This is a genomic window from Bradyrhizobium jicamae (assembly GCF_018130695.1).
Taxonomy (GTDB): Bacteria; Pseudomonadota; Alphaproteobacteria; order Rhizobiales; family Xanthobacteraceae; genus Bradyrhizobium; species Bradyrhizobium jicamae_B.
Window position 1 is genome coordinate 14,496 of the sequence record NZ_JAFCJX010000026.1, and the last position, 24,454, is coordinate 38,949.

Annotated in this window: 29 protein-coding genes; 25 read left to right on the forward strand and 4 right to left on the reverse strand. The window is 60.0% G+C overall.

Going from position 1 to position 24,454, the window contains the following annotated elements:
- Positions 1-22: 22 nt before the first annotated feature.
- Positions 23-901, reverse strand: a complete 879-nt coding sequence (locus JQ604_RS30755; RefSeq protein ID WP_212364455.1) for a hypothetical protein — start codon at positions 899-901, stop codon at positions 23-25.
- 524 nt (positions 902-1,425) lie between these two features.
- Here JQ604_RS30755 and JQ604_RS42220 point away from each other — a divergent pair.
- The gene (locus JQ604_RS42220; RefSeq protein ID WP_433996300.1) at positions 1,426-1,731 is read left to right on the forward strand and encodes a hypothetical protein; all 306 of its coding nucleotides are present in this window, start codon (positions 1,426-1,428) and stop codon (positions 1,729-1,731) included.
- 414 nt (positions 1,732-2,145) lie between these two features.
- On the opposite strand, the gene JQ604_RS30765 is transcribed toward JQ604_RS42220, so the two are convergent.
- Entirely contained in the window at positions 2,146-2,460 is a 315-nt protein-coding gene (locus JQ604_RS30765; RefSeq protein ID WP_349631160.1) for a hypothetical protein, read from the reverse strand.
- A 220-nt stretch (positions 2,461-2,680) separates the two neighbouring features.
- Here JQ604_RS30765 and JQ604_RS30770 point away from each other — a divergent pair, with 220 nt between their 5' ends.
- Entirely contained in the window at positions 2,681-3,589 is a 909-nt protein-coding gene (locus tag JQ604_RS30770; RefSeq protein WP_212364456.1) for a hypothetical protein, read from the forward strand.
- A 70-nt stretch (positions 3,590-3,659) separates the two neighbouring features.
- Here the strand turns inward: JQ604_RS30770 and JQ604_RS30775 are convergent, their stop codons facing one another.
- Positions 3,660-3,989 (reverse strand): hypothetical protein, encoded by a 330-nt coding sequence (locus JQ604_RS30775; protein WP_212364457.1) that lies wholly within the window; start codon positions 3,987-3,989, stop codon positions 3,660-3,662.
- 125 nt (positions 3,990-4,114) lie between these two features.
- On the opposite strand from JQ604_RS30775, the gene JQ604_RS30780 reads away from it, so the two are divergent.
- From JQ604_RS30780 to JQ604_RS30790, 3 genes are all read left to right on the forward strand, one after another.
- Positions 4,115-5,260, forward strand: coding sequence for a hypothetical protein (locus JQ604_RS30780; RefSeq protein ID WP_212364458.1), 1,146 nt, complete (start codon positions 4,115-4,117; stop codon positions 5,258-5,260).
- Between the two features lie 1,091 nt (positions 5,261-6,351).
- Positions 6,352-6,927 carry a portal protein gene (locus JQ604_RS30785; protein WP_212364459.1) on the forward strand — a complete coding sequence of 192 codons (576 nt, stop codon included), beginning with the start codon at positions 6,352-6,354 and terminating at the stop codon, positions 6,925-6,927.
- Positions 6,928-7,135: 208 nt separating this feature from the next.
- Positions 7,136-7,558, forward strand: coding sequence for a hypothetical protein (locus JQ604_RS30790; RefSeq protein WP_212364460.1), 423 nt, complete (start codon positions 7,136-7,138; stop codon positions 7,556-7,558).
- 304 nt (positions 7,559-7,862) lie between these two features.
- Here JQ604_RS30790 and JQ604_RS30795 read toward each other — a convergent pair whose 3' ends face one another.
- A complete protein-coding gene (locus tag JQ604_RS30795; protein WP_212364461.1) occupies positions 7,863-8,276 on the reverse strand; it encodes a hypothetical protein in 414 nt (137 codons plus the stop codon).
- Positions 8,277-8,736: 460 nt separating this feature from the next.
- Here JQ604_RS30795 and JQ604_RS30800 point away from each other — a divergent pair, with 460 nt between their 5' ends.
- The 20 genes from JQ604_RS30800 (at position 8,737) to JQ604_RS30895 (ending at position 24,433) form a co-directional block, all read left to right on the forward strand.
- On the forward strand, positions 8,737-10,392 hold the full coding sequence (locus JQ604_RS30800) for a portal protein (protein WP_249158912.1): 1,656 nt from the start codon (positions 8,737-8,739) through the stop codon (positions 10,390-10,392).
- On the forward strand, positions 10,385-11,209 hold the full coding sequence (locus JQ604_RS30805) for a hypothetical protein (RefSeq protein WP_212364462.1): 825 nt from the start codon (positions 10,385-10,387) through the stop codon (positions 11,207-11,209). Before JQ604_RS30800 ends, JQ604_RS30805 begins: the two co-directional genes overlap by 8 nt.
- Position 11,210: 1 nt before the next feature.
- Positions 11,211-11,816, forward strand: a complete 606-nt coding sequence (locus JQ604_RS30810) for a hypothetical protein (protein WP_212364463.1) — start codon at positions 11,211-11,213, stop codon at positions 11,814-11,816.
- Between the two features lie 126 nt (positions 11,817-11,942).
- On the forward strand, positions 11,943-12,653 hold the full coding sequence (locus tag JQ604_RS30815; RefSeq protein WP_249158913.1) for a portal protein: 711 nt from the start codon (positions 11,943-11,945) through the stop codon (positions 12,651-12,653).
- A complete protein-coding gene (locus JQ604_RS30820) occupies positions 12,646-13,911 on the forward strand; it encodes a hypothetical protein (RefSeq protein ID WP_212364464.1) in 1,266 nt (421 codons plus the stop codon). The genes JQ604_RS30815 and JQ604_RS30820 overlap by 8 nt, the downstream gene beginning before the upstream one ends.
- A gap of 372 nt (positions 13,912-14,283) precedes the next feature.
- The gene (locus JQ604_RS30825; protein ID WP_249158914.1) at positions 14,284-14,589 is read left to right on the forward strand and encodes a hypothetical protein; all 306 of its coding nucleotides are present in this window, start codon (positions 14,284-14,286) and stop codon (positions 14,587-14,589) included.
- A 174-nt stretch (positions 14,590-14,763) separates the two neighbouring features.
- Complete coding sequence (locus JQ604_RS30830) at positions 14,764-15,240, forward strand: hypothetical protein (protein WP_212364465.1); 477 nt, start codon at positions 14,764-14,766, stop codon at positions 15,238-15,240.
- 218 nt (positions 15,241-15,458) lie between these two features.
- On the forward strand, positions 15,459-16,361 hold the full coding sequence (locus tag JQ604_RS30835; protein ID WP_212364466.1) for a hypothetical protein: 903 nt from the start codon (positions 15,459-15,461) through the stop codon (positions 16,359-16,361).
- Complete coding sequence (locus JQ604_RS30840) at positions 16,358-17,257, forward strand: M23 family metallopeptidase (RefSeq protein ID WP_212364467.1); 900 nt, start codon at positions 16,358-16,360, stop codon at positions 17,255-17,257. Before JQ604_RS30835 ends, JQ604_RS30840 begins: the two co-directional genes overlap by 4 nt.
- Before the next feature lie 316 nt (positions 17,258-17,573).
- Positions 17,574-18,536 (forward strand): DUF5309 domain-containing protein, encoded by a 963-nt coding sequence (locus JQ604_RS30845; RefSeq protein WP_212364468.1) that lies wholly within the window; start codon positions 17,574-17,576, stop codon positions 18,534-18,536.
- A 66-nt stretch (positions 18,537-18,602) separates the two neighbouring features.
- A complete protein-coding gene (locus tag JQ604_RS30850) occupies positions 18,603-18,965 on the forward strand; it encodes a hypothetical protein (RefSeq protein ID WP_212364469.1) in 363 nt (120 codons plus the stop codon).
- A complete protein-coding gene (locus JQ604_RS30855; protein WP_212364470.1) occupies positions 18,965-19,276 on the forward strand; it encodes a hypothetical protein in 312 nt (103 codons plus the stop codon). Before JQ604_RS30850 ends, JQ604_RS30855 begins: the two co-directional genes overlap by 1 nt.
- Entirely contained in the window at positions 19,276-19,608 is a 333-nt protein-coding gene (locus JQ604_RS30860; protein ID WP_212364471.1) for a hypothetical protein, read from the forward strand. The genes JQ604_RS30855 and JQ604_RS30860 overlap by 1 nt, the downstream gene beginning before the upstream one ends.
- Positions 19,605-20,258 (forward strand): phage adaptor protein, encoded by a 654-nt coding sequence (locus JQ604_RS30865; RefSeq protein ID WP_212364472.1) that lies wholly within the window; start codon positions 19,605-19,607, stop codon positions 20,256-20,258. Before JQ604_RS30860 ends, JQ604_RS30865 begins: the two co-directional genes overlap by 4 nt.
- A 15-nt stretch (positions 20,259-20,273) precedes the next feature.
- Positions 20,274-20,705 carry a hypothetical protein gene (locus JQ604_RS30870; RefSeq protein ID WP_212364473.1) on the forward strand — a complete coding sequence of 144 codons (432 nt, stop codon included), beginning with the start codon at positions 20,274-20,276 and terminating at the stop codon, positions 20,703-20,705.
- Position 20,706: 1 nt separating this feature from the next.
- Positions 20,707-21,528 carry a hypothetical protein gene (locus JQ604_RS30875; RefSeq protein WP_212364474.1) on the forward strand — a complete coding sequence of 274 codons (822 nt, stop codon included), beginning with the start codon at positions 20,707-20,709 and terminating at the stop codon, positions 21,526-21,528.
- Positions 21,528-21,962: a hypothetical protein gene (locus JQ604_RS30880; protein ID WP_212364475.1), complete on the forward strand. Its 435-nt coding sequence runs from the start codon at positions 21,528-21,530 to the stop codon at positions 21,960-21,962. The genes JQ604_RS30875 and JQ604_RS30880 overlap by 1 nt, the downstream gene beginning before the upstream one ends.
- Position 21,963: 1 nt before the next feature.
- Positions 21,964-22,569, forward strand: coding sequence for a hypothetical protein (locus JQ604_RS30885; protein WP_212364476.1), 606 nt, complete (start codon positions 21,964-21,966; stop codon positions 22,567-22,569).
- Between the two features lie 77 nt (positions 22,570-22,646).
- On the forward strand, positions 22,647-24,122 hold the full coding sequence (locus tag JQ604_RS30890; RefSeq protein ID WP_212364477.1) for a hypothetical protein: 1,476 nt from the start codon (positions 22,647-22,649) through the stop codon (positions 24,120-24,122).
- Positions 24,119-24,433, forward strand: coding sequence for a hypothetical protein (locus tag JQ604_RS30895; protein WP_212364478.1), 315 nt, complete (start codon positions 24,119-24,121; stop codon positions 24,431-24,433). The genes JQ604_RS30890 and JQ604_RS30895 overlap by 4 nt, the downstream gene beginning before the upstream one ends.
- Positions 24,434-24,454: the final 21 nt, after the last annotated feature.

Consider the following 24,454-nt stretch of genomic DNA (forward strand, 5'->3'; position numbering starts at 1 on the left):
CGAGCGCCGATGACTGCAATCGCTATCTGCCCTTCCTGGATACAAGATACGCGCGCTGTGCTGTGTCCGGACAATAGGCAAGTGGTCCGCCGGCATCCTTCGTCTCCCCATTCTGCATTTTTTGTAACAGAACGGTCCTGTCGTCGCCCCTCTTCAGGATCACGGTTGCCGGACTTGGCGGCGTGTTGCAGGTGACGAAGACTTGAATGTTGTCGAGATTGTCGCGAATGGAGGTCACGCTGCACTTGTCAGCGCCGATGGTCACCGATCGTTCATCGAGGTCGATAACGGCGTCGCCCGCGTTTGCGCAGCGTTCGCTGAATGTAGCGCCCTGCGCTGCATAGACGCCCGGCTTCGGCCGCCAAGGGTTGCGCATGTAATCCTTCTCAGCAGCCTCTCGCTTGGCGGTGACCTTGTTTTCGGCATAGGTGCGCTGAAGCTCGACCGGACAGAAATCCGCCCGCCAAGCTGCCCCCTTGAATTTTCCGTTGACGGTCTTTCTGACTGATATCGACTGATCGCTCCTTTTGCTCAGTATCATGGTCTCCTTGAAGGTCCGTTCTTCGGCCTTTGGATCTTTCGGATAGAGCGTTTCGGCAAGATTGTAATCACTGCAGGTCATCTCGAGCTTGATGGCCGTCGGCGTGACGTCCGTAATTCTATTGATCTTGCAGCCCCACTCGTACCCGCTGACAGATTTCTCGGCGAGTTCGATCGTCAAGATCCCTGCCTCTGGGCATTGCTCCTCCGAGGCGGTCTTCGGATCTCCATAGAGACCGTCCGTCGGGCGCCACTTCTCGGCAGCGGGCTTGCCATCTTCCGCCGGCCACGCCGAGGCGCCGGTCAACAGGAAGAGGACGCCAGCGGTCGTCCGGGCAAGCGTTCGTTCTGTACGGCTCAAGGATGTTCTCTTGGATCGATGTTGAACCATGACGCGCCAGTTCGACTGGATATTCTTCGACGATAATATCGAAGCAGCTCCAGGTTGAGCAAGAGACACTCTGATGGCTTTCTCTGCTCGCGTTCGGCGGCCGGAAAACCAACTCTCGAGCAACTGCGGCGGGGCTTGCGCGAAATGCCACGACCTCGCGGCTCCTAAATCGTCCCAATACGTAGGAAGCCCATCATGTCGTGGAACGATATCATGTTGCGTATGCTGACTCCCATCGGAAGAGTTCAGCCGCATATCACCAGTCCATATGGCGACACGAACAGACCGGCGGGGTCGTCAAATCCTCATAAGGGGGTAGATTTCAACTACTTTGGCGGGCGGACGTCGCCGTTCAATCTAAGTCATCAGGCAGTGCGTGCGCCGATCGACGGCATTGTCGAGAACGCGGGCACCGGCACGGCTGGCCGAATAGCGATCCGGGACAAAACGGTTTCCTCCACGAAGTTCTGCACACACACAGTCGGCACGTCGCGGTGGGTGACCCAGTCGCCGCCGGACAGATCATCGGGACCATGGGCAATACCGGAGTTAAAGCTGCCAATGTGGAGAGTGGCGATCATCACGTCCACTATCAATTGAAGGATCCCGCGGGAAACGGAATCAGTCCGAGCGACTTCTGGGATGAACAAGGTCCGATCGATCCCAACCCGGCGCCACCGGCTTATCTTGATCAGCAGCAGCGATATCTGCGGGGCGTCGGCGGATACGCGGGGAATGCCATTGCTGCATCCCCAGGGGGGACGCATCCCCTGACGATCGCAAGAATGTCCGTCGTTTAGTGCGTGTGACGCCACCGACCGCGACCTTTCTCGCCGATCAGGGGACAAGACCGGTGGTTATGCCCAACGAGATTCCGTCCCGTCGTCCATCCTCGTTCGACGAACGCTTTGGGGATTGGACATCTTCGTCCAGCGGCACCGCACCACGCGGCCCATATCAGCCCAGGCCGCCGTCGGGAGCCAATCGGCCCCTCGGAATCGTCACCGGTGAGCCGATGCCTGACTGGCCTTTTCCTCCGCCGATCTGGGACTTTCCGAACAAGGAGGCCGCGACCGGCAGCGAAGAATGGACCGCAGGGAAGCGCAAGCGCGTCGATTGGGATAGGACGGGGCGATAGTGGGTAATCGTGCAGTCGGCCCGGCCCGAAAAGAAACTCAAAGCTCCAGCGGCCAGTCGGCAAACAACCGTGCCCCTCAGTTCAGCTTCGAGCCGCCGACCGGATTGGGATTCGGTTGCTCCAGCATCTTCAGCGATGCATCGATCGCGTTGCGCAGATGCACGGCCGCGGTCGCGCTGCACCGGAGGCGGCCGCACGAGACGAAGCGGACATCCACGGAGTCGTCGCCATGCGGGATCAGGATGCGCGCGCCCAGCTCGATCTGCACGATCCCGCTCATGACGCCGTAGGCCGGTGCGATATCGAAATAGATCGTCGGGACGTCGTTGCTGTTGTCGAAGGCTGGCACCGTCCCCTTGTCGGGTCGGTCGATATCGGCAGGGTCGGCCACGCGCGCACTCCCAGATCAGGATGGTGGATCGGAGCTTAGCCTAGCCGAGTCGGGTCGATCGATGCGACTGGCTTGTTCCGGTTCCGACAGGGCTGCAGGACCCGGCCTCGAGGCTGCGCCGAACCCGTGGTGTTGCCGACACGCGAACGGTCGGCCGCAGCGGGTAGCGCCCGTTCGACGGTTAGAAGCAAGCGCGAATCATGGACAAGGAATTGCGGTGATGGGTACGATCAATTTTCGCAGCGGGTATCAATTCGATCCCGAAACCTACGCGACGGGCGGCGGCCTGCTCGCCATGCTGAAGCGAGCCATTCAAGAGCAGGACTTGCAGCAGCAGGGAGGCGATTTCGGCTCAGCGCAGAGCCCTGGCGGACGAGCAGCTTCTCTGCCGCGAGATCCGGATTTCAGGTATTTTGCTCGACTTTCGAGCAATGATCCGCCGGTGGCATCTGACTCTTCTGGGTTGCCCACATCACCCTCACGATCAACCCAACAGCTCGAGGCCGATCAGGCGCAGCAGGCAAGAGAGGTTGCGGCCGCGCGACTGGCGCGCGGAGTTCGAAGCGCGGCCCGAGCGGCCGCAGAGCCGCCAGACTCGGTCGATATCGCGAGGTCGGCGGGCATTGGCGTTGCCCATGGTGTCATCAACACGCTGGGTCTGCCCGGCGAGATTCTGACGGGATTTGGATATCTGCCGAACAACCTGGCTGCAAATGCTGTTGGACGCACGATCGGAGTTGGGCAATTCGCCCCCGACAGGCCGGACTGGATCAGGCCGTACGCGGTCCCGGACGCCATTCAGCAAGGAATCGAAGGGAACGTCACGGGGGAGTTCTATCAACCGAAGACGAGGACTGGACGCTTCGCCGAGACGATTGGCGAGTTCGTGCCGGCTCTCCTTGGTGGGGCGGGGCTGGCGGCGGCTCGCGGCGGGCCTGCTGCGGCTGCGGCCCTCCGCGAATTGCCGGCGACGATCGCCAAGCATGCGGTCGCTCCCGGAGTTGTCGTGCAAGGCCTCGAGGAAGCCGATCCGGACGGCTGGGCGGGAAAGGCGCTGCAGAAAGGCTATGCCGTGGCGCGGCGCGTACTCCCGACCGTGCTTGCTGCGAAAAAGTACTTCGGTCGTTGAAACAGCAGTCTGTACAAGTGCGATCGATTTTCCGACCGCGCGTCACTTAAATCGAGCTGCGTGCGCCAACTCAATGGTGGTGCAGGAATGACTTTAGGAGAGAACTCAGGACTGCCCTGATGCCTTTGGCTGCCGGCCAGCGTGCTTCAGCCATCCTGAAAAGCTCATCGTAGATCCAGTACGCGGCCACGAGCCACGCCAGCCCTCCGAAAACAAGAAAGAGAAGTGCTGAGAGGGAGGGACCGGCGTCCGCATCGAAATCAGTCGTAAGAACGATGATTAATACCCACAAGACATGAAAGCTACAGAACCATACGACGGCGATCCAGAACGCCACGCGGCGGAAGATTGAGCTTTGCGGGAGCTGTCGCGGCGGTGCCTCCTGTGATTCGATCGTCATCCTTCGCACCAGCATCTGCCCCGTTTCACTGGACGGTGGACCATACAGACTCATCGTTGCGATTGACAATGTTCTTGTTATGTTCTAGAGAACTTTCTCTCAACTCGTTTGGTCAGGGCGGTTGAATGTCATTGGTAGCGCGCTGTCGAGAAACTCGAAAGACGCTGGCAATCGTCGGGATTGTCGCTGTTACCATTCTCCTGGCCGTTACGATCGCGAGCCCAGCTGCGTTGCAACTCGAGCAGCGTCCGCGGCAGGTGCAGGACACGTTTCGCATTGGTCTTGAGCGGTGGCCGTCGTCACCGGCAAGCGAGCAGAGCTGGATCGGTTATCGCATTGGCATGCTCGAGGGGTTGTCGTTCCGCGAGCAGCATCTGAATCAGGACGCGCTCGCCAGGCTGTTGAGTGAAGATGCGAGCCAGCTTCCCGAAATCAGGCCGTGTGGATTTAAGGTGCAATACAGCGACCCGTTCGGTCGTTTCGCAATCGGGGTAAGCCACCCCGATCTGGCGCGGCGCATCGCATGTCTTCGCGGTGTGGTCGCCTATCTGTTGCGACAGCCGATGAATGAGTTCGACTTCCGCGCGGCCCACATCGAGAACGCCTATGGGAATCGCATGGGATTCTCTTCGCTTGCTTACGCTCAGCAACTGGCTCTCCTGGAAATCTACCAAAAAGGATCCCCGCTTTTTCAGCTTCATTCGGTAGGTGCACGGGATTTCGCAGCGCTCGAGTTTGACGACTTCGCACGATGGCTGCGCCGTAGTCGTGAAAAGAGGCTGATCAGCTTCAATGGCAATCGTGCCCTTCTCGAGGCGGTCGGCCTGCCGGTCCCCGACCCGATGGTCATTCGGCCTGTCGCTTCATTGGACTCGCCGCGAGTTCCTGGCGGCGTTCTGTCTTTCGAAGGCGACGCGATCGGAGTACCCGGGCTCATCATGGTGAAGCTCGCTGAAAATGATCCGAGCTCGGTCGATCGGCAGGCAGCACAGCGCCTTGGCTGCATCGGGAACGACGAGGAGCCGCGTCACGGCTTGAATCCCGGCGGCAGCGCGATCTCTCACGTGTCCTGCGAAGTCTACGACTGGTACGGAGAGGTCTGGTTGAGCCTGGCCGTGCTCAAGTCTGACACGGCAAGCGATCAGGATTTTTGTCGGCAGGTGCCGGAGCTGATTGGAGATCCGATCGTCGCAGCCTTTGTGCGCAGCACGCCGGAAGGCAAGAACGGACTGTACGTCCTGCTGCCGCGACGTTGCGAAGTCCAACGCTAAAGCGCGATGAGATTAGGTTGAATCGTCATCGCGCTTTAGCTCTTTCTTTGAGCATGATCTTATCGGAAAACCGCGTCACACTTTTCCGGATCATGCTCTAGCTAGACATTACGCAATCGAGTCTGATCGATCGACGTCAGCTCTAAGCTGAAAGGTATTTCTCATGGTTATTGACGAGCCCTTTGAAGCCACCGACGACAAAGGAAACACGGTGACTGGGACTGGTCAGCGTGAATCGCGATCGCGACGGTGTACTACAATCCCGCGAAACCGGAATTCTATAAGAATAAGAGATTTGCAAATGCCCGTTTCGATTTTTTCAACACGAGGGATGTCGGCACGATCGATCGCGACGTGCTCCGCAGGGCCATGGAGGGAGCCCTCGCAACAGCCCTGACGAGATCCAGTTGAGATTGCGAAGCAAGTTGATGCGGCAATCAACGGAACGAGGGAGCAGTGTGCCCGGAACGGGGACAAGTACGTCTCCAATGAGACATCTCTTCCGCAAGCGCAGGCCTTGGCAGCGTCCCCGCCAGAATTTGACGGGTCTCAATCCAGCGCTGAACAGGGGGATGGTTCGATGCCTCCTGCGACACAGGATTTCCGTTATCTTACCCGGATTGTCCCGGTAGGCCGCAAGCGTCCAGAGCGGGCATCGGCACACCAGCAGCGTCGCTCGTTGGTCAGATTGACCAGACGCCCTGGGGTGGCTTGCCGGGTCGACTCGTAGCGGCTTCGGCGTTCACCACCTCACAGAATCCGAGCCGGCCCGCGCCGCCACGGCCGGCTCAACCGATCGGGCTCGTCAGCGGGGAACCGATGCCGGATCATCTTTTTCGGCTGCCGATCTGGGAACGATCCGAAAGCTCCGATCAGCGCGATGCGGATGACGCAGATTGGCTCATGCGCTTGCTCGGTCGCGGCCGCGCTCGTTAGTTTCTTCACCTCTGGCTCGATCGGCGGCTTTGCTGCGATCCGAACGTGGCCGTGTAGTTGTCAGAGATCCGAATGTTTCCATTGCACTTTCGCCACGCAGATTGCGTTCGTGGAATAGCAATCGCACGTCTGCGTTCAGACCTAGGGCTTTTACCATGACAAAAATGTCCACCTCCGATCTCAAGGCAATGCTCGCCTCCGAAAAGGCCAACGCGCTGGCCGCGATCACGGCTGCGCGTTTGGCCGAGGATCGCGCCGATGCGATGGACTATTATCTAGGTGACATGCGCAAGGACATGCCGGCGCAGGATGGCCGCTCGCGCGCCGTCTCGACCGATGTCGCCGACACGATCGAAGGGTTGATGCCCTCGCTGATGGATATCTTCGCCGGCTCCGACGAGGTCGTGCGCTTCGAGCCGGTCGGACCGGAGGACGAGGCGGCCGCGCAGCAGGAGACGGACTATGTCAATCACGTCTTCATGCAGCAGAACCCCGGCTTCATGATTCTCTATTCCTTCATCAAGGATGCGCTGCTGTCGAAGGTCGGCATCGCCAAGGTGTGGTGGGAGGAGCGCGAGGAGGAGAGTCGCGAGACCTACTACGATCTCACGGATGACCAGTTCGCGCTGTTGGCCCAGGCCGTGATGGAGTCGAATGGTGCAATGAAGATCGTCGAACATACCGTACATGGTGCCGCCGATCAGGTCGGTGGGACGGAAGCGACGAGTTGAAGATCCAAACCTGCCCGGAAGACCCCCGTGGCGGAATGCATGGAGGTTGGTGCATAGTTGGCGGCCGTCACTGAATTTCTCGAGGAACTACCATGGCTGCCGTTTTCTTTGTCATCGCTGCGATTGCCGCATTATGGTCCGGCATCAGGAGTGAAGTTCTTCGCCGTGAGCTCCTCGACTCGTCCCGACTCAGTTCCAGGACGAACTGATGTCGCGATATGCGCTTCATGTCTATGCGTTCGCGCGATCGACACCGTTAACGCTGCAAGCGACGTACATGAAGGTCTTGTACGGCGGCTGCGCGGCTGCCTTGAGCGGTTCGCTCGGCTTCTTCGCGGCAGGCAATGTTGTGTTCGGTTGCGTCGTGCTGATTGGCTTTCTCTGGTCCGCCTATCAGACTTTCAAATCCTGGAAAACCTTATCATGCGAACTATGCGCAGGCGGACGGCCGGGCACAGTAGGAAGACGGATGACGGCTGGGACTTGTGGCGGAGGGACGTTTGGCTGGCCGTGGGGCGGCGGGATCGGCGGTTACATCGACAGCCACGGCAGGCTGTATCCGCAGGCCTATGCAGGCACGCCTGGCTGGGGGTTGTCTGCCGGGATACGCCGGATCTTGAAGGATTGCTGACGGGAACGTCGGCATCGGGCAGCGTCGGACGCGGACGGGTTCGTGCCAATGTCGGGACAAGCGGAGGTGCCAGCGGTGTCGGCTTCGGGACGTCCGGTGTCGGCGTGACGTATGGGTTTGGACCCTACGAGATGTCCGATGACTATTCGCAACCCTGGAAGAAACCGTTCATCCGCGATACCGCTGCGGCTGCGGGAATCCCCAGCGGCAGGTAGGTCGTGTCAGCTTCCTCATCGCTTCGGAGGCCGTCGCCGTGATATCCTGTGGCTCGTATCGCATGGGGTATCAACTGCGCTCCAATCGATCATTGGTTCTTGAAATAGTAGACCGCATACACCAGCAGCACGCTGCCCGCGGCCATCCAGGCATACATGATCCGTTCGTTTCGAATTGCTCGCTTGAGATGTGCGCGACCCGCATCGGTCAGGCGCGCTGCGTCGATCTTTGTTGCACAGCCGGCGTCGTAGCCATCTAGATTGAAAATGCGTCCGAGCAAACGTACGGCGACAGCCAAGCCAGGACCGATAAATAAAGCGTCGATCAGCCAGAAAGAACCTTCACGCACTACGCGCGAGGGGGACGGCTGAACTGCCTCGTGCCGTTCGCCTGGGGCAATGTTTTCGAACACGGCCTCCGCGTCGCGTGCATTCAACGAGGCGAGAAAATACAGGCCACAAATCCAGACCACGATGGCACCGCAAAGTACGTTGGTCATCATCCTCCGGTTGCTCCGGTGATTATCGATATCGCAATGGATCATCACAACATGGCGCCACGCGCCGATCCATCCGTCTGATCTTGAGGATAGTGAGCGCCACCAAAGGTTTCAACTTGGGAGTTTGAGATGGCAGGAGAAGAAAGAAAGGTCCGGTGGCCGGACGGAGTGTCGCTCTCGATACCCGCCCCCTGGGGAAGAATCGGCGGCACCTATTATTGGAGCCCCGGCTCGCCAGATGCCCCACATCTTACGCTGATGCGCAGCTATGGCATGCCGGGGGCAGGGGCCAACGTAGTCTTCCGAAGACAGGGAATGACCTCGAGCGGCTGGGCCGTCACAAGGACCCGGCGGCCTTTATGGCCTAATGCTGGATTACTTACACAACCAGTGAAATCCGTTGCGTTTTGCGCCGCGGCAAGTCGCACGACATGACGCATCTTTCCACGTGAGAATATTGAACATGGCTGTATCCCTGCTTCCGGGGCCGGTGGCGAAGCCGCTCGCCCAACCCATTACACATGACGTCACCATCGTCACCACGCGCAAGCTCGCGCAGGCGAGGGTGATGGGCGTGCCGCCCGAGGAATTCGGGATCGAGCGCGGCGCGCGCAGCATCCGCGACTGCAATTATTGCTTCCATGAGGTGGTGACGAAGACCGAGGCGCAGCTGATCGCCGAAGGTTTTGATGCCGCACAGATCAAGGCGCTCAACGACTATACCGGTCATGCCAATGTCGAGACGCTGGCGCGCGATACGGCCGACGAGCATTTTGGCTTCACCGCGGGCGACGCGAACGCGGCGGCGCGATTGGTGCGGATCACCGAGCATTATGTGCGGATGGATTATGAGGGCAATGGAAGGCCGTGCCTCTACCAGGTGATCACCGGCGGCGACCAGGCCGAGATCCTGCGCAAGGATGGCAAAGACTGCATAGCGCCGTTCGATGCCATTCCCTTTGCGGCAACGACGCCGGTGCCGATGACGCACCGCTTCTTCGGCCGCTCGATCGCCGAGCTCGTCATGCCGCTGCAGCGCGAGAAGACGGCGCTGAAGCGCGGTGCGCTGGACAATCTCTACCTGCACAACAATCCGCGCGTCGAGGTCGCCGAGGCCAATGCCGGTCCGAACACGCTCGACGATCTCCTTGTGTCCCGGCCGGGCGGCGTGGTGCGCACCAAGACGCCGGGCGGCCTGAACTGGCAGACGGTGCCGGACATCACGACCTCGATCTATCCGATGATGCAGTATCTCGACGCCGAGCTCGAGAGTCGCACCGGCCTCGGCCGCCAGTCGCAGGGGATCGACGCCAACGCGCTGCAGAACCAGTCGGCGACCGCGGTGGCGCAGGTGTTCTCCGCCTCGCAGATGCGGATCAAGCTGATCGCGCGCGTGATGGCCGAAGGCGTGCGCGATATCTTCGCGCTGTTGCACGGTACGATCCGCAAGCACGGCCAGCAGCAACAGACCGTGCGGCTGCGCAACGCCTGGGTCAATGTCGACCCGCGGAATTGGAAGACGCGCGATGACATGACCATCAATGTCGGACTCGGCACCGGCGGCAAGGCGCAGCAATTTGCGCAGGTGATGGCGCTTGCCAACGTGCAGAAGGAATTGGTCACCGGCGGCAAGGTCAACATGGTCGGCGACCGCGAACTCTACAATACGGCGGTCGAGCTGACGCGCATCATGGGGCACAAGAACCCTGATCGCTTCTTCAACAATCCGACGGCCGTCAACCCGCAGACCGGCCAGCTTCTGCATCCGCCGCCGGCACCGCCGCAGCCACCGCCGGATCCGCGACTGCAGGCGCTGCAGGCAAAGGCCCAGGCGGATCAGCTCGCCGTCGCGCATCGTGCGCAGGTCGAGCAGCAGAAGGCCCAAGCTGATGCGATCCATCAGAAGCTCAAAGCCGAAGCCGAGATCGAGCTGGCGAAGATCAAAGCCGAGCTCGACGCGCAGATCAAGGTGTTCGATGCGCATCTGAAGGCTGCGACAGAAGCGCAGAAATCAGTGCGAGCCCTCGTACCAGGCTCGCGCAAGGCGAGGGACGGCCACCATTATGTTCCGGACCCGCAGCGGCCGGGCAAGTTCCTGATGGTTGTGCATCATGTCTGATTATTCTCTGGTGCCCGTCGATCATCAGCCGGACTTTGAAAACGTGTCGCTCGTTCCGGTCGAGCACGACCCATTCAGCGATGGCGGCGCGATCCAGCAGGCGCCCACGCAATTGGCGCAGATACCGATTCAACCTCCGCAGATCCAGCCGCAGGTTCAACAAGCGCAGTTTCAACAGCCTCAGGCACAGACTCAATCAACGCAGCCAGAGCCGCAACAGCTTGCGACGGGAGGGAACCAGCCAGGCGTCGATGGGGCGCCGACCGGCGGCGGCCCCAGCGGACCGAATACGGGCGCCGATCAGGAGGACCTCGTCAAGGTCGGCTCAAGCCGAGACCGCGGCCCAGGTGACGTACGTCAGAGAATAGTCGATCTCGCACGCGGTCATGTTGGCTCAGGCGCGTGGGACTTTTACGCCGCAAAGGGAAATTTTGGAGTAGGAAAAGACAAATGCAATCTGTTCGTGTATGAGGTTCTGAAGGACGCAGGAGCAAGCCCCGGTCTGCCGAATGGGCATTTTTGGAATCCCTATCCGCCTACAGCCGCGAATTGGGCTGATTCCTCATTTGCGATTCCGGGGTGGAGAGTGTTGAGTTCGGGAGAATCACCACAGCCGGGAGATGTGGTCGGACAGCGAATACAATGGCCGAACGGAGCGACAGGACACGTCATGATAGTGGGGCCGAATGCCAACTTCATCGGTGTTGGAGAGAGCGAAAAGGTCGAGAGCGTTGCATCAAAAATGATGGGAGGAATTTATCCTAATCCCAACGCTCGCCCCGGCGGCCTTCTGGTTTATCGTCGTTACGAGCCCTAGCATGCGGCGCTCTTTCATATGGCTTTTGCTATACTTCGGATGCTTTTTTTGTTCCTGTGTGGGAGCCGTTGCGGCTGAGCCATCCAAGGATGCTGGCGGTCTGTCTGACGCGGCCTTCCAATCTTATGCAGACAACGTGATTGCCTTCGAACGAAGTTACTATGCGATTTCACCAGTATCCGCCTATGGCTATATCGGCATGGAGAGCTTCGAGAGGATTGCTGACGCGAGTGTCGAGAACCCCGCGCTTTGCGTACGATTCCTCTCTGAAAAAAAGTATACGGAAAACCAGAGACGCGTGTCTCTTCTAGCGATGTATAAGCTCTCGGTTGATCAGTACGTGGCCTTCGTTCGAGATTTGGTTAAACTGCGCGACAATGGTCTGATATCTCCCGAAGAACTAAAGAGAGGCTTGTACCCGCGCTTGTCAGTAGACACGGTTTATGAGCACTACCAGGACGCGGGCGTGCGATTGCTTCTGACGGAAATCGAAGCGCGGGACGATATTAGTCCTTCCGACAAGGACGAGATACGCAGAATTCTTTCGGGCGAGGCGCTTGAGGAAAGACGAAGATTTGATCGAGAATGCTGTTCGGTGTTCCACTGAGCTGTTGTCCGTTCGCCGGCGCAAGCGGCGATAACGTGATCGACGCCGCGCCAACCGCAGTGGCGCAGGTGTTCTCGGCCTCGCAGAGGCGGATCAAGCTGATGGCCGCGCGTGATGGCGGAGGGCGTGCGCGATATCTTCGCGCGGCTGCACGGTACGATCCGCAAGCACGGCCAGCAGCAACAGACCGTCCGTCTGCGCAACGCCTGGGTCAATGTCGACCCGCGCGACTGGAAGACGCGCGATGACATGACCATCAATGTCGGCCTCGGCACGGGCGGCAAGGCGCAGCAATTCGCGCAGGTGATGGCGCTCGCCAACGTGCAGAAGGAATTGGTCATCGGCGGCAGGGTCAACATGGTCGGCGACCGCGAGCTCTACAATACCGCGGTCGAGCTGACGCGCATCATGGGGCACAAGAACCCGGATCGCTTCTTCAACGACCCGACGGCCGTCGATCCGCAGACCGGCCAACTTCTGCATCCGTCGCCGATGTCGCCATCGCCGCCGCCCGATCCGCGGCTGTTGGCGTTACAGGCAAAGGCGCAGGCGGATCAGCTTGCCGTCGCGCATCGCGCGCAGGTCGAGCAACAGAAGGCGCAGGCGGATGCGATCCATCAGAAGCTCAAGGCCGAGGCGGAGATCGAGCTGGCCAAGATCAAGGCCGAGCTCGACGCGCAGATCAAGGTGTTCGATGCGCATCTGAAGGCTGCGACAGAAGCGCAAAAATCGGTGCGAGCCCTCGTACCAGGCTCACGCAAGGCCAGGGACGGCCACCATTATGTTCCGGATCCGAAGCGGCCGGGCAAATTCCTGATGGTTGTACATCATGTCTGATTATTCTTTGGTGCCCGTCGACCACGAACCGGATTTCGCCGACGTTTCGTTGGTCCCGGTCGATCACGATCCATTCATTGCGGACGGAACTAATCACCCGGCCGGGATGCTGCCGAATGACCAGCCTCAACCGGCTGCTACCGGCGTTGATCTACCCGATGTCGGCGCGCCGGCCATTGGCAACGGTGGGCAATTTTCGGCCGGAACCGCGATCGGTAACAAGGCAGCTGACATCGCCAGTAAAATTGCCTTCGGAATGATGAAGCAAGTTGCCACGCTCCCGCAGCGCGCGATGGACGCTTCGAGAGAATCGTTTGCGCACACATATGGACCAGGTCCCAGCACGATCAGCGATTCCGACGTATGGGTAGATCCACTTGTCCCGATTGCTGCGGAGACGGCGATGATGATGGTGGGGCGTGTTGGAGCGCCTCGTGCTGGCACCGTTCTAACAGAAGCGAGGCCTTTGCTGGGTAGTTCGGATGCTCTGGCATCGCGATCGGCTTCGATCTATAGTCCGCCGACAAAATCGCCTCGTCCATTCGAGGCGGACTATCCCTCCGGAGCCTCGTCCGATGTCGCAGGAAAGCTCACCAAAGATATCGAAGGAAGAGATATTAAGGCGGGAATCGTTGTCGGCCGAAGAACGCTGGGCGGAGGGGATGAAGCCCTCACGCCAGCGCAACTTGACGCCGCAGCAACGGAAATCCTTGGCGGACCACCTTCGCAGGTGCCGGCGCGCGCACTTCCTCGAAATACAGTCGGGGCTTACCGAGACGCACGCGGACCGGACGGGCCGGAGCGTCGGATCGATATTCTCAGAGATCTGGAACCCGTCGCAAAAGACAGAGTAGTATTTCACGAGTTCGGTCACGCGATTGACAAAATCGCCGGGACGATCCGGACCAAGGGTCTGAGCAGAGAGCTCCGCGACGTCTATAACAGTCTCAACAATCCCACGCGAAACGCAGCCGGAACGGATGCAGTCGCCTACAACGGTACGGGCCGAACCCGGCCTTGGTCGCCCAAGGAGAGTGGCTATAAGGGTGACGATGTTGAGCGCGAATACGTGGCAGAAGCAATCCGCGCCTACATGACTGATCCCAATTACCTCAAGACGATCGCTCCCAAGACCGCTGCCGTCATCCGGAAGTTCGTCAACGATAATCCGCGCCTGAACAGAACCATTCAGTTCAACAGCGTCGCGGCACCTGTTGGCATCGGCGCAACGAACGGGGATTCCGACGATGACAGATGAATCGAGTTGACTCTACGGGTGGTGCTTTCGACGGCGCTGACGCGGATCATGGGGCACGAGGACCCGGATCGCTGCTTCAGCGGTCCGACGGCAGTCAATCCGCAGACCGGGCAGTCCGGCGCAATTGCTGACTTCATCGATGCGAAGCAACGTGGCGACTTGTCCGGAGCCGTGATAGCGGCGATCGGAATGATACCGGGTGCCAGAGGCGGAGGGCGCGCGGCGAAAACGCCCGCAATGGACCTGGAGTCGCGCTTGGCGCGTGCGCCGAAAGCTGCCGTCAGGCGCTCGCGCGATCCGTTGGGCTGGCCCGGTATTTAGCCTTGAGTATTGAACCTCCCAATCACGATCCCTTCACTGCAGAGCCTCACAATGACAATTGCCGATGAATCGAGACTGGACCAGGCGGTTGGCCGCGCGACCAGGGCCGAGTGCCTACTCGCCGACGATTTGCTGATCGAAGCATTCGAGACGCTCGAGGACACCTACACGACTGCGTGGAGATCCACCACGATCGACGATGTGTCTGCCCGCGAGAAGCTGTTTCTCGCGATCAACATCGTCGGCAAAGTGCGCGATCACCTCACCGCGGCGGTCACCAACGGCAAGCTGGCGCAGGCCGAACTGAAAGAGCTGGCGCAGACGGCTGAACGGAAGAAACGGTTTGGAATTTTGTAGTGCGCCGCAACCTCCGGGAGAGCGAATGACCTTGCTCCTGCATGGACCACGTTAGAGGATTTCGTATTCTCTTGGATGGGATGTAAGGGGCTTGACAATGTTCTTGTTTTGTTCAAGATGGGTGGATGCGCCAAGAGGTTGTGTCGTTGGTAAAATCTTGTCGGCGTCCAGCGCGTGCCGAGGCGTTCCAATCTTCCTGCTGAGGCGCGCTTCACGATGAATTTCTCCGCACGGCAATGGTGGGTCGGCTTTGCGTTGGATGTCGTTATCAAGGCCGCGCTGTTGTATTTCTCGGCCGTTCTCATCTCGCTTGGCGTCATCCTCACGGGCGGGATCGGACCTGCTATCCCCTTTGTCTTGATCGCGGTATCGATCTCTGGTCTTTATTTTCTTTGCCTCTTCTTTGGTGAGAGGTTCGTAGCCTGGCTTGGATCAGCCGATCCGGAACGTCGCCACGCGTTCAGACCTGCGCTCGTGCTGATCTTTACCAACGTCTTGTTCGTCGTGAGCTTCACGGTCCTCGTGTCGGCCACGGGTAACTTCTACGACAACGTGATCCTTAGCATGATTTTGACGGCGAGCAATTTGCCGGCGATCCTGCTTGTCGCGGCTGCTCGTGGTCTCGCAGGTCGTTTGAAGGGCTTACGCTGATGCCGGGATTGTCTGGTGAAATGCTCCGTGCTCTTTGTCGGCTCTTCTGTGTGATTTTGCTCGCGCTAGCGATGTCACCAGACCGAACGCATGCGCAGGTGAACGTCCAACAGTCCCGGTCCAGGGGCCTCTCGACCCTGGAAGGTCTGCCTCACTCATCGCTACCTAGGGGAGCCTTCAAGGGCTGGTGCGGCCAAAACGATCGGTTTCTCCTGGACGTGGACGGCCATCTCGAGGCCTACGACGCCAGAGCGGGGGTCAAGGCTGCGACGATCTCCGTTTCATCCGAGTGGACATGGCAATGTCGCAGCGACGGCCAGCAGTTCGTCTATCTCAGTATGGGAAATATGACCCGGATCGATATCCAGAGTGGAGACAGCCGATTGCTTGCGTCATTCGAAGCGCAAGAGCCTCAGAGAACTGTATTGTCACTGTCACCGGATTTTCGGAGTGTTGCGACAACCGTTCCGCTAAAGTTCATGACCGAAGCCGATCGGTTGAAGGTGATACTTGTGGGACAGGAAAAGTTGAAGGCAACGGGCGAACATGTGCAGTGGATCGGCTGGAGCGGGGATGGTTCGCGAATTCTCGTCGGATATCCTTCATCTCTCGAGATTCTTGATGGAAGCGGCGCAAAGATCAGTTCAGGGGCGCGACCTAAGGCGGAAGTTCTACATGATGCCTGGTTCGACGATCGTCAGGAGTCGGTCATCCTTCATATGGGGCCCGAACAACAACGTCAGGGAATGATCTTTCGTTGCCATGCGGTGCCGTGGAAATGTGATCGTGTCCATTCACGCGTCGAATCCGTTTCTGTCAGTGGACAGGGGATCGTGGGAACGGTCGAGCCTCTCGGCAAGACGATCGTGCCAGATGATGATTCAATCATCTTTTATCCAAGGTATGCCGCGGTGATCAGAAATCCTGCTTCTACCTCGTTGGTACGCCAAGTTTACACAACGACCAGGGAGCATTGGGGATTCGAATTGAGTATTTCGCCTTCCGGCAATTGGGCCATTCTTCACTGGAGAGACGAACACCAGCCTGGCTGTGGGACCGGCTTGCAGTCACGCAACTGTGCACAAGGGATCCTAGTAGACATATCAAAGGCATTTAAATGAACGAATCCTACCGCCCTTATATTCCTCCGAGGCCTCCTCGTCCGTTTCAACGTAACTCCGAATATGGTTGGCGTACGCATCCCGTGACCGGCGAGCAAAGGTTTCATGCCGGGGTCGACTACCGCGCACCTGCAGGAACGCCCATTCCGGCCTTGACCCCTGGCGAGGTAGTTTATTCCGGCTTGAATGAGGGATACGGCAATACTGTCGTCGTCAGGACGACCAATGGCTACAGTCTTTATGCCCACATGCAGGATGGTGCTCCGCTTGCACAAATCGGAGATAGAGTTTGGCCGGGGGATGTCATTGGTCACGTCGGAAGCACCGGCACGTACTCGACCGGAAACCATCTGCACTATTCCATCATCACCAGCGGAAAGTCGAAGCCTGACGGCAAGGGAGAAATTGGTTCCTACGGCAAAGGAGAAATTGGCTTTAACGTCGATCGGGACCACACGGCAAATCCCGACAAATTCGATACGGCAATCCACTATCCGAACGAGACCTTACAGGCCGGTCGCGCAATGTTTGGTCCCACCGATACGAACGATGCCCTGGCGTTCGGTAGCCGTCGTGGCCCCTTGATTGCTGCTTCTCCGCTTCATCAATTCGGCCTCTCTACACCCGACACCGGTATTTCGTTCGATGATCGCTTCGGAAAATGGACCCCGACTTCAGTGGATAATTCGGTCACCGCACCAGCTCAGGCCGCACCTCGGGGATTGCCGAGCCTGCTTCAGGACTATCTCGAGGCGAAAAGGGCGCAGGCGGACAGCGGGCCGGCGTCGGCGTTGCCCAATTTTCCCGATGACGACGAAAGTTCCTTCGCCAATCGCTTCGGCGGCAGGCCGCCGGTGCGGAGACTAGTTCGCATTTCGACCAGCTATCAGAAATAGAAGAAATTCGTATTAATCGATAAAACGCCATCATCCGACTTGACACGTCGGGCAAATCAGTGGCATACTATCACCATCGAAAGTTCTGAGCCCGCGCCGGCAACGGTCGCGGGCTTTTGATTGCGCCGACCCTGCGTGATGCGCAGGCGCCACGGCGGAGACGAGGGCAGGGCGAACCGGAACCGTGCTTCCGCGCCATCGTGCCTCCCGAGCGCTCATCCACCAGAGATCATCTCGTCCGCATCATCATAATCAGGCTGCCGCACGTTTGCGGCGCACCGCGTTGTGCTGCCGCGGACAACGCAAGGACCAACCTATGGCTCTCCCTACCAACACCGTGACCACCTATGCCGCGATCGGCAACCGCGAAGATCTCAGCGACATGATCTATCGCATCGATCCGACCGATACCCCGTTCATGAGCGGCGTCGACAAGGAGAAAGCGTCGGCCGTCAACCATGAATGGCAGACCCAGGCGCTAGCGGCCGCCGACAACACCAACGCCAAGCTCGAAGGCGACGATCCCACCGCCAACGCGCTGGTGCCGACCGTTCGTCTCGGCAACCTCTGCCAGATCTCCTACAAGATGGCGCAGGTGTCGGGCACCCAGCAGGCCGTCGATCATGCCGGTCGCGACAACGAGCTCGCCTACCAGGAAATGTTGCGCGGCCTCGAGCTCAAGCGTGACATCGAGACGATCGTGGTCGGCACCAACCAGACCAAGGCGGCCGGCGCCGTCGGCACCCCGCGCAAGACGGCGTCGGTGCTATCCTGGATCTTCAGCAATACGTCGAAGGGAACGGCGGGTGGCGCTGCGGATCCCGCGGCGGCCGACGGGACGGGTACCCGTACGGACGGCACCCAGATCGCCTTCACCGAAGTGCGGCTGAAGACCGTGCTGTCGTCGATCTGGACCAACGGCGGCAAGCCCGGCACGATCATGACCGGCGCCTTCAACAAGCAGGTGTTCTCGACCTTCACCGGCCGGTCCACCGCAATCGAAGAGGCGAAGTCCAAGAAGATCGTGGCCTCCGTCGACGCCTACGAATCGGATTTCGGCAAGCTCAAGGTGGTCGCGAACCGCTTCCAGCGCCCGCGCGACGTGCTCGTGCTCGAGATGGACAAGTGGGCGGTCGCCTATCTCAACGGCCGCAACATGGTCTCGATCCCGCTGGCGAAGACCGGCGATTCCGATCGCCGCCAGGTGCTCGCGGAATACTCGCTGGTGGCGCGCAACGAGAAAGCATCCGGCGGCGTGTTCGACAACACGACGTCCTGATCTTTCGTCATCGCCAGGTTCAACCGGGGCGGCCTCTGGCCGCCCTTTTTCTTTGGAGAGCGAAACATGCCAGTTCCCGGCAACCGTACCATCAACACGTCAGATCTGACGGCCTATACGCCGTCCTGCGGCACCACGCCCGTCGCCGCCTATATTCGCGTTCCCTTCCGTTGCCGGTTGCTGAAGGCAACGGGGATCCTGGGCGGCGCCATCACCACCGCCGACGGCACGATCACCGTCGCCGCCAACGCCACCACGCTGACGACCTTCGCCGTCACCCAGGCCGGTTCGGCCGCGGGGCAGCTGTTTTCGTCGACGCCGGCGTCGCCGACCTATCTCAACGAGGATGACGTGATCGTGCTCACGCCGTCGGGCGCCTCCGGCGCCTCGATCCCGATGCACTTCTCGATCTCGGTGAGGGCAGCCTGATGTCGTTCTTTCCCAAGCATCAAGCCTCGCGCACCGGCGTGACCCAGACGATCGCGTATGACTCGAGTGTCGGCGCCACCAATCCGTTCGGCGTCGAGACCTACCAGGTGCGGCTGGTCGCGAATTCGGCCTGCTGCTACCGGATCGGCGACGGCGTCCAGACGGCAACCGTTGCTGACAATTTCCTGCCGGCGAACGCCATCGAATACGTCATCGTCTCGCCGGGACAGCGCATCGCCGCCCTCAAGGCCGCGACCAACGGCCTGGTCACCGCGACCGCGGGCACGCTCTGGATCACGGAGATGTCGTGATGGACGGCGTTTTGATGCGGCCGCACTTCGACAGCAACGGACAGGATCTCTCGATCGAGCACGTTCAGGACGTCGAGCCGATCCTGCGCTGGAATCGCGAAGCGCGCCGCGACGAGCAGCACAGCGATTGGGGGCGTCACGTCGCGCGCATCCCCAACGTCATCTACGTCCGGTGGCTCAACGAGGAGCATGCCCGCGGCAACACGACGCTGCGGATGTTCTCGCCGGAATTCGACCTCGTGGTCCAGCGCAAGCTGGATGATCCGGAATGGGCCTATTTGCGGACCGATCGGCCGAAATTGCAGGCCGGATGGACAGCGGAGGCGTCATGACAGGAATCGTGGACTATGCGTCGCTGCAGGCGGCCGTCACCGAATATCTCGCCCGCGATCAGGACACGACCCTGATCGCGCGGATTCCGACTTTCATTCAGCTCGCCGAGGCGAAGTTCAATCGCCAGCTGTTCGTCCGCCAGATGGAGCAGCGCGCGACTGCACTGGTCAATCTCGCCTCGGACGAGCCGGAGTTCATATCGTTGCCTGGCGACTTCCAGTCGATGCGCCGGGTACGGCTGTCGAGTGAAGCGGGAAAGCCGTGCCTCGAGTTCAGGTCCGGCACCCAGCTTGACGAATACCGCTTCGGGATATCTGACGTTGCGGGGCAACCGCGCTACTTCACCGTGTTTGGCGACGAGATCGAGCTCGCACCGACACCCGACGATGCCTACACGATCGAGATGGTCTATCGCAGGAATATCCCGCCGCTCGCGAGCAATGACCCGAACTGGCTGCTCTCGCTCGCGCCTGACCTCTATCTCTACGGCGCGTTGCTGGAATCGGCTCCATATCTGAAGGACGACAGCCGCATCCAGACCTGGGGCCTGGGTTTCTCGACGGCGCTGAACGATCTCAACAATCTCGGCCTGACATCGACCTTCAACGCGGGGCCGATGACGATCCACGTGTCGGGACAGGTTGTCTAAAGGGAGAGCGAGCCAATGGCTGCATTCAACAAGTTCTTTTGCTTCGTGCAGGACGTCGCGAACGCGCTGCATGACATGAAGACCGGCACCGCGCAGGTGTACAAGGTCTATCTCACCAATACCGCGCCGGTGACATCCAACACCGTCTACAACACGCCTGCCGACCTCTCGACCGCCAACGGCTACACCGCCGGCGGCGCCTCGATCGGAACGATCACCGGCTCGCAGACCTCGGGTACGTTCAAGTTCATCGGCGGTACCGATCCGTCCTGGACGGCGTCCGGCGGATCGATCGGCCCGTTTCAGTATGCGGTGCTCTACAATTCGACGTCGTCGACCAAGCCATTGATCGGATGGTGGGACTACGGCACCACGCTGACGCTCACGAACGGCAACACGTTCACCGTCGATCTCGACCAGGTCGCCGGCATCTTGACGATTACCTGACATGGCAGCATTTCTCGATGCGTGCCGGTTTCTTCCCACGGCGGGTGGGACCGGCGACTGGACCTATTCATCCGCAGTCGGTGGTTATCTCAGTCCGGCCGGCGCGGGCGCGGCCAATGGTCAGGTCTACAAATACCGCGCCGAGAGCGCGGATCTCACGCAATGGGAGATCGGCGAAGGCTCCTGGAACAGCTCGTCTGGAATCCTGACGCGCATCACGGTGCTGTTCAATTCAGCCGGTACCACGGCGAAGATCAACTTCAGCACGGTCCCGCAGGTCGCCGTGGTCGCCTTGAAAGAGGATTTGCTCGCCATCAGCGAAGCGAACAGCTTTACGACGGCGCAAAAAACGCAGGCTCGAACGAACATCGGCATGTCCGATGGACATCTGCCGGCAGAAGCGAGCAGCGGCACGGCGAATTCGGGCGAGCTCGGAGAAGAGGGCCATACCAGCGCGTCGACGGCCAGCAACTATTCGTCCGGCGTTGCACAGAACGTTCTGAGCTTCACACTGCCTGCCGGCGACTTTGAGGTGACGGGTTGGAATGATTTCTCCGGCTCGGGCGCTACTCAAACATCGGACTGGAACACAATTATCTCGAGCCAATCGACGCCGACCGTCAGCAACAACGGTACGTTTCCGGGGGGCGTCAACCACACGCGCATGCCGGCAGACTTTGACTACTCCCTGCGGCAACAGATTGGACCGGTGCGCGTGTCGCTGTCGGCGTCAACGACGTTCTACATGCACGGCGCGGTGACGATCTCCTCCGGCACCGTCTACACCAGCTTTGGCTACGTGAAATGGAGGCGGGCGCGCTGATGGCATACAATCCTTCGCAGATTCTTTCGGCGGTGCTGAGCCTGAGACCCGGGCTGGAGGTGCACGCCGATTTTGAGCTCGCCGATCGCAACGACGGAAGAGGGCCCTTCATTGCCGTCTGGAACCGGGCGGACGTCGCGCAACCATCGCAAGCCGAGATCGAGGCCGTCGACACCCAGACGCTGGCTGGCGCCGAGCAGACCGTGTCGTCGCAAGACCTCATGGCGCAGTTCACGCCGGACGATGCAACACGCATTCAGGCGGCGATTGCCAGCAACGCATCCCTGTGGCTGTTGTGGCAGTCGCTGACGGCACAGCGCGACCCTATGCTCGTTGCTGGCGCGAGGTTTCAGCAGGGTTGGCAAGCCTTGGTTGCCGTGCTTGGTGCTGATCGCGCTGCAAAAATCGCCGCTGCTCTAACTATCCTGCCCTGACATGTCGTTACTCGGCTTTGATGCAGTCGGCCGATTGGCGCTGGCTCAACTGCCGGCGCTGCAGGCCAATGTCCTGCTGGCGTCGCCCGCGACTTACAGCCTTTCAGGTCAGTCCGCGCTGTACAAGACGATCCAGCCATCCAACACGGTCGCCTTTACGCTGACGGGCGCCAGCGTAGCGCCAAAGGTCGCGCTGACCGGAGTCGTTCAATCTTATGCCGTGGCTGGAAGCGCGATCACGGTCCGGTGCACGTGCCCGGCGGGTCTCGGCAGTTACGTCGTTGCGGGATCTGCCTCGAGGTTTGCCATACGTCAACCCTCCGCGTCGGGATCCTATTTGACGACAGGCAGGAATGCGCCGCTCGGCGCCTTCTTGTCGGCAGGCCGCGGCGCCTATCTCGTCACCGGGTATCCGTCCACCTACACGCGCGACTTTGAGGCGTGGTTTCCGCGTCCGTTCGACGCGGATGAGTGGAGCACGGCCGCCGTTGCGGATGAGATCTGGTCAGCGCGTGCGGCGCAGGCCGAAAGCTGGATTGCTGACGCCTCATCGGCCACGTCCTGGGCGCCGGCAGTCAAGGAAGCCGAGACCTGGTCGGCTGAGTAAGCAAACGGAGACATCCCGGTCTTCCGAGATGCCTCGCTTCACATCGCTGCACTCCCTCAATCCGGATTAATCAAACGATGCCGCTTCTTGCCACCGGCGATTATCGCCCCGATGTCAGCGACTATGAAGGCCAGGCGACGCGCAACATCCTCAACGTGATCCCGCGTGGCGATGGCTACGGTCCGTTTCCAAGTCTGTCGGTTTATACTTCGCCCTTGCCGTCCGCCTGCCGGGGCGCGTTCTATGCGCTGAAGTCTGACGGCACGGTCATCACCTTCGCCGGCACGGCAACAAAGCTCTATCGGCTCAACAATACCGATTTCAGTTGGACAGACGTTTCCAAGGGCGGCGGAACGTATACAGCTCCTACTTTTGCGGGGCAGGCCGCCAATTGGCAGTTTGCACAATTTGGCAATCTGGTCTTCGCGACACAGGCAAATACCGTCTTGCAGGTTTACGACCTGTCCTCATCTGGTGCCTTTGCTGATTGTGCCGGCTCGCCACCTCAAGCGGCTTACATATCGGTGGTTGGCCGTTTCCTTGTGTTGTCGGGCCTCTTATCAAATCAATACCGGATCCAATGGTGCGGCTTGAACGCCACGACGACATGGACAAGTGGTGTCAATTCGTCTGACTTTCAGGACTTTCCGGATGGCGGCATTGTCCGCGGAGTGGCGGGCGGCGAATACGGCATCATCTTTCAGGATCAGGCCATCAGGCGGATGTCCTATGTGCCCGGTTCGCCAATCATCTTCCAGATCGAACGCATCACGCAGGACAAGGGGCTCTATGCTCCATACTCAATCATCCGAGCCGGTGAAAAGATTTTCTTCTATGCCGGACAGGGCTTTCACAAGATCGAGCCCGGCGGCGTGCCTGAACAGATCGGTCGCGAGAAGGTCGACCGCACGTTCCTGGCCGACCTCGACAAGGGCAATCTCCAGCTCTTCATGGGCGCTGCTGATCCACGCAGCACACGCGTCTATTGGGCCTACAAGTCCGTCTCCGGCGCCGTCGGCACATCCTACGACAAGCTGCTTGGCTACGATTTCCTGCTCGATCGATTCTTTCCGATCGCGACCAGCGGAGAGTATCTGCTGGGCGTGTCGCAGACCGGCCTGACGCTGGAGAACCTCGACGCCATTTCGTCGTCCCTGGACGCGCTGACGCTCAGCCTGGACGCTTATGCCACTGCGGTGCAGCCGGAGATCGCGCAATTCAGCAGCTCGCATGTGCTCGGTTTCTTCCGCGGCCAGAATCTGGAAGCGACGATCGAGAGCGCGGAACAGGGCACCGATGAGAACCGCATCACGATCCGTGGCTTTCGTCCGGTCACCGATGCGGCCACGCTCTACGGCTCGGTCTCGTCCCGCGACACGCCGTCGGCAGTGCCATCGGCGGGCACCGAGGTGCTCGTCAACGCCAGGACGGGCCGTTGCGACCTGATGCAGGACACGCGCTATTCGCGCTTCAAGGTCCGCATCCCCGCAGCGACGTCGTGGACATTCTGCGCGGGCGTCGTGCCCGACGTCGTGCCGAGCAGCCCGCTATGACTGCATACGTTCCGGGCATTACCGAGACAGATCTGAAGAAGATCGTGCTCGCGATCCAGAACCTTGCTGCCGGCCGTTCGAACGCAGTTGGCACCGTAACGCTGGCAACGGGCGCAACAACCACCATCGTCTCAACGCCGAACTGCACATCCGGATCGACACCGATCCTGACGCCAGCCTCCGTAAACGCCGCGACCGATCTCGGCAACGGCACGCTCTATGTGAGCACGGTGGCGAACGGGTCGTTCACGATCACGCACGCGAATTCGGCGACGACGGGGCGGACGTTTTTGTGGGCGGTGTTGGGTTAGTTGATCGGAGCGCAGGCAGAG

Bases quoted from the DNA above. Each gene is read 5' to 3' on its own strand.
- JQ604_RS30850 (WP_212364469.1), top strand. From the start codon at position 18,603: ATGCCAGTTCCCGGCAACCGTACCATCAACACGTCAGATCTGACGGCC.
- JQ604_RS30860 (WP_212364471.1), top strand. From the start codon at position 19,276: ATGGACGGCGTTTTGATGCGGCCGCACTTCGACAGCAACGGACAGGAT.
- JQ604_RS30890 (WP_212364477.1), top strand. From the start codon at position 22,647: ATGCCGCTTCTTGCCACCGGCGATTATCGCCCCGATGTCAGCGACTAT.
- JQ604_RS30770 (WP_212364456.1), top strand. From the start codon at position 2,681: ATGGGTACGATCAATTTTCGCAGCGGGTATCAATTCGATCCCGAAACC.
- JQ604_RS30775 (WP_212364457.1), bottom strand. From the start codon at position 3,989: ATGACGATCGAATCACAGGAGGCACCGCCGCGACAGCTCCCGCAAAGC.
- JQ604_RS30865 (WP_212364472.1), top strand. From the start codon at position 19,605: ATGACAGGAATCGTGGACTATGCGTCGCTGCAGGCGGCCGTCACCGAA.
- JQ604_RS30785 (WP_212364459.1), top strand. From the start codon at position 6,352: ATGACAAAAATGTCCACCTCCGATCTCAAGGCAATGCTCGCCTCCGAA.
- JQ604_RS30810 (WP_212364463.1), top strand. From the start codon at position 11,211: ATGCGGCGCTCTTTCATATGGCTTTTGCTATACTTCGGATGCTTTTTT.
- JQ604_RS30805 (WP_212364462.1), top strand. From the start codon at position 10,385: ATGTCTGATTATTCTCTGGTGCCCGTCGATCATCAGCCGGACTTTGAA.
- JQ604_RS30820 (WP_212364464.1), top strand. From the start codon at position 12,646: ATGTCTGATTATTCTTTGGTGCCCGTCGACCACGAACCGGATTTCGCC.
- JQ604_RS30875 (WP_212364474.1), top strand. From the start codon at position 20,707: ATGGCAGCATTTCTCGATGCGTGCCGGTTTCTTCCCACGGCGGGTGGG.
- JQ604_RS30795 (WP_212364461.1), bottom strand. From the start codon at position 8,276: ATGATGACCAACGTACTTTGCGGTGCCATCGTGGTCTGGATTTGTGGC.
- JQ604_RS30825 (WP_249158914.1), top strand. From the start codon at position 14,284: ATGACAATTGCCGATGAATCGAGACTGGACCAGGCGGTTGGCCGCGCG.
- JQ604_RS30880 (WP_212364475.1), top strand. From the start codon at position 21,528: ATGGCATACAATCCTTCGCAGATTCTTTCGGCGGTGCTGAGCCTGAGA.
- JQ604_RS30800 (WP_249158912.1), top strand. From the start codon at position 8,737: ATGGCTGTATCCCTGCTTCCGGGGCCGGTGGCGAAGCCGCTCGCCCAA.
- JQ604_RS30780 (WP_212364458.1), top strand. From the start codon at position 4,115: ATGTCATTGGTAGCGCGCTGTCGAGAAACTCGAAAGACGCTGGCAATC.
- JQ604_RS30895 (WP_212364478.1), top strand. From the start codon at position 24,119: ATGACTGCATACGTTCCGGGCATTACCGAGACAGATCTGAAGAAGATC.
- JQ604_RS30790 (WP_212364460.1), top strand. From the start codon at position 7,136: ATGTCGCGATATGCGCTTCATGTCTATGCGTTCGCGCGATCGACACCG.
- JQ604_RS30870 (WP_212364473.1), top strand. From the start codon at position 20,274: ATGGCTGCATTCAACAAGTTCTTTTGCTTCGTGCAGGACGTCGCGAAC.
- JQ604_RS30840 (WP_212364467.1), top strand. From the start codon at position 16,358: ATGAACGAATCCTACCGCCCTTATATTCCTCCGAGGCCTCCTCGTCCG.
- JQ604_RS30855 (WP_212364470.1), top strand. From the start codon at position 18,965: ATGTCGTTCTTTCCCAAGCATCAAGCCTCGCGCACCGGCGTGACCCAG.
- JQ604_RS30845 (WP_212364468.1), top strand. From the start codon at position 17,574: ATGGCTCTCCCTACCAACACCGTGACCACCTATGCCGCGATCGGCAAC.
- JQ604_RS30885 (WP_212364476.1), top strand. From the start codon at position 21,964: ATGTCGTTACTCGGCTTTGATGCAGTCGGCCGATTGGCGCTGGCTCAA.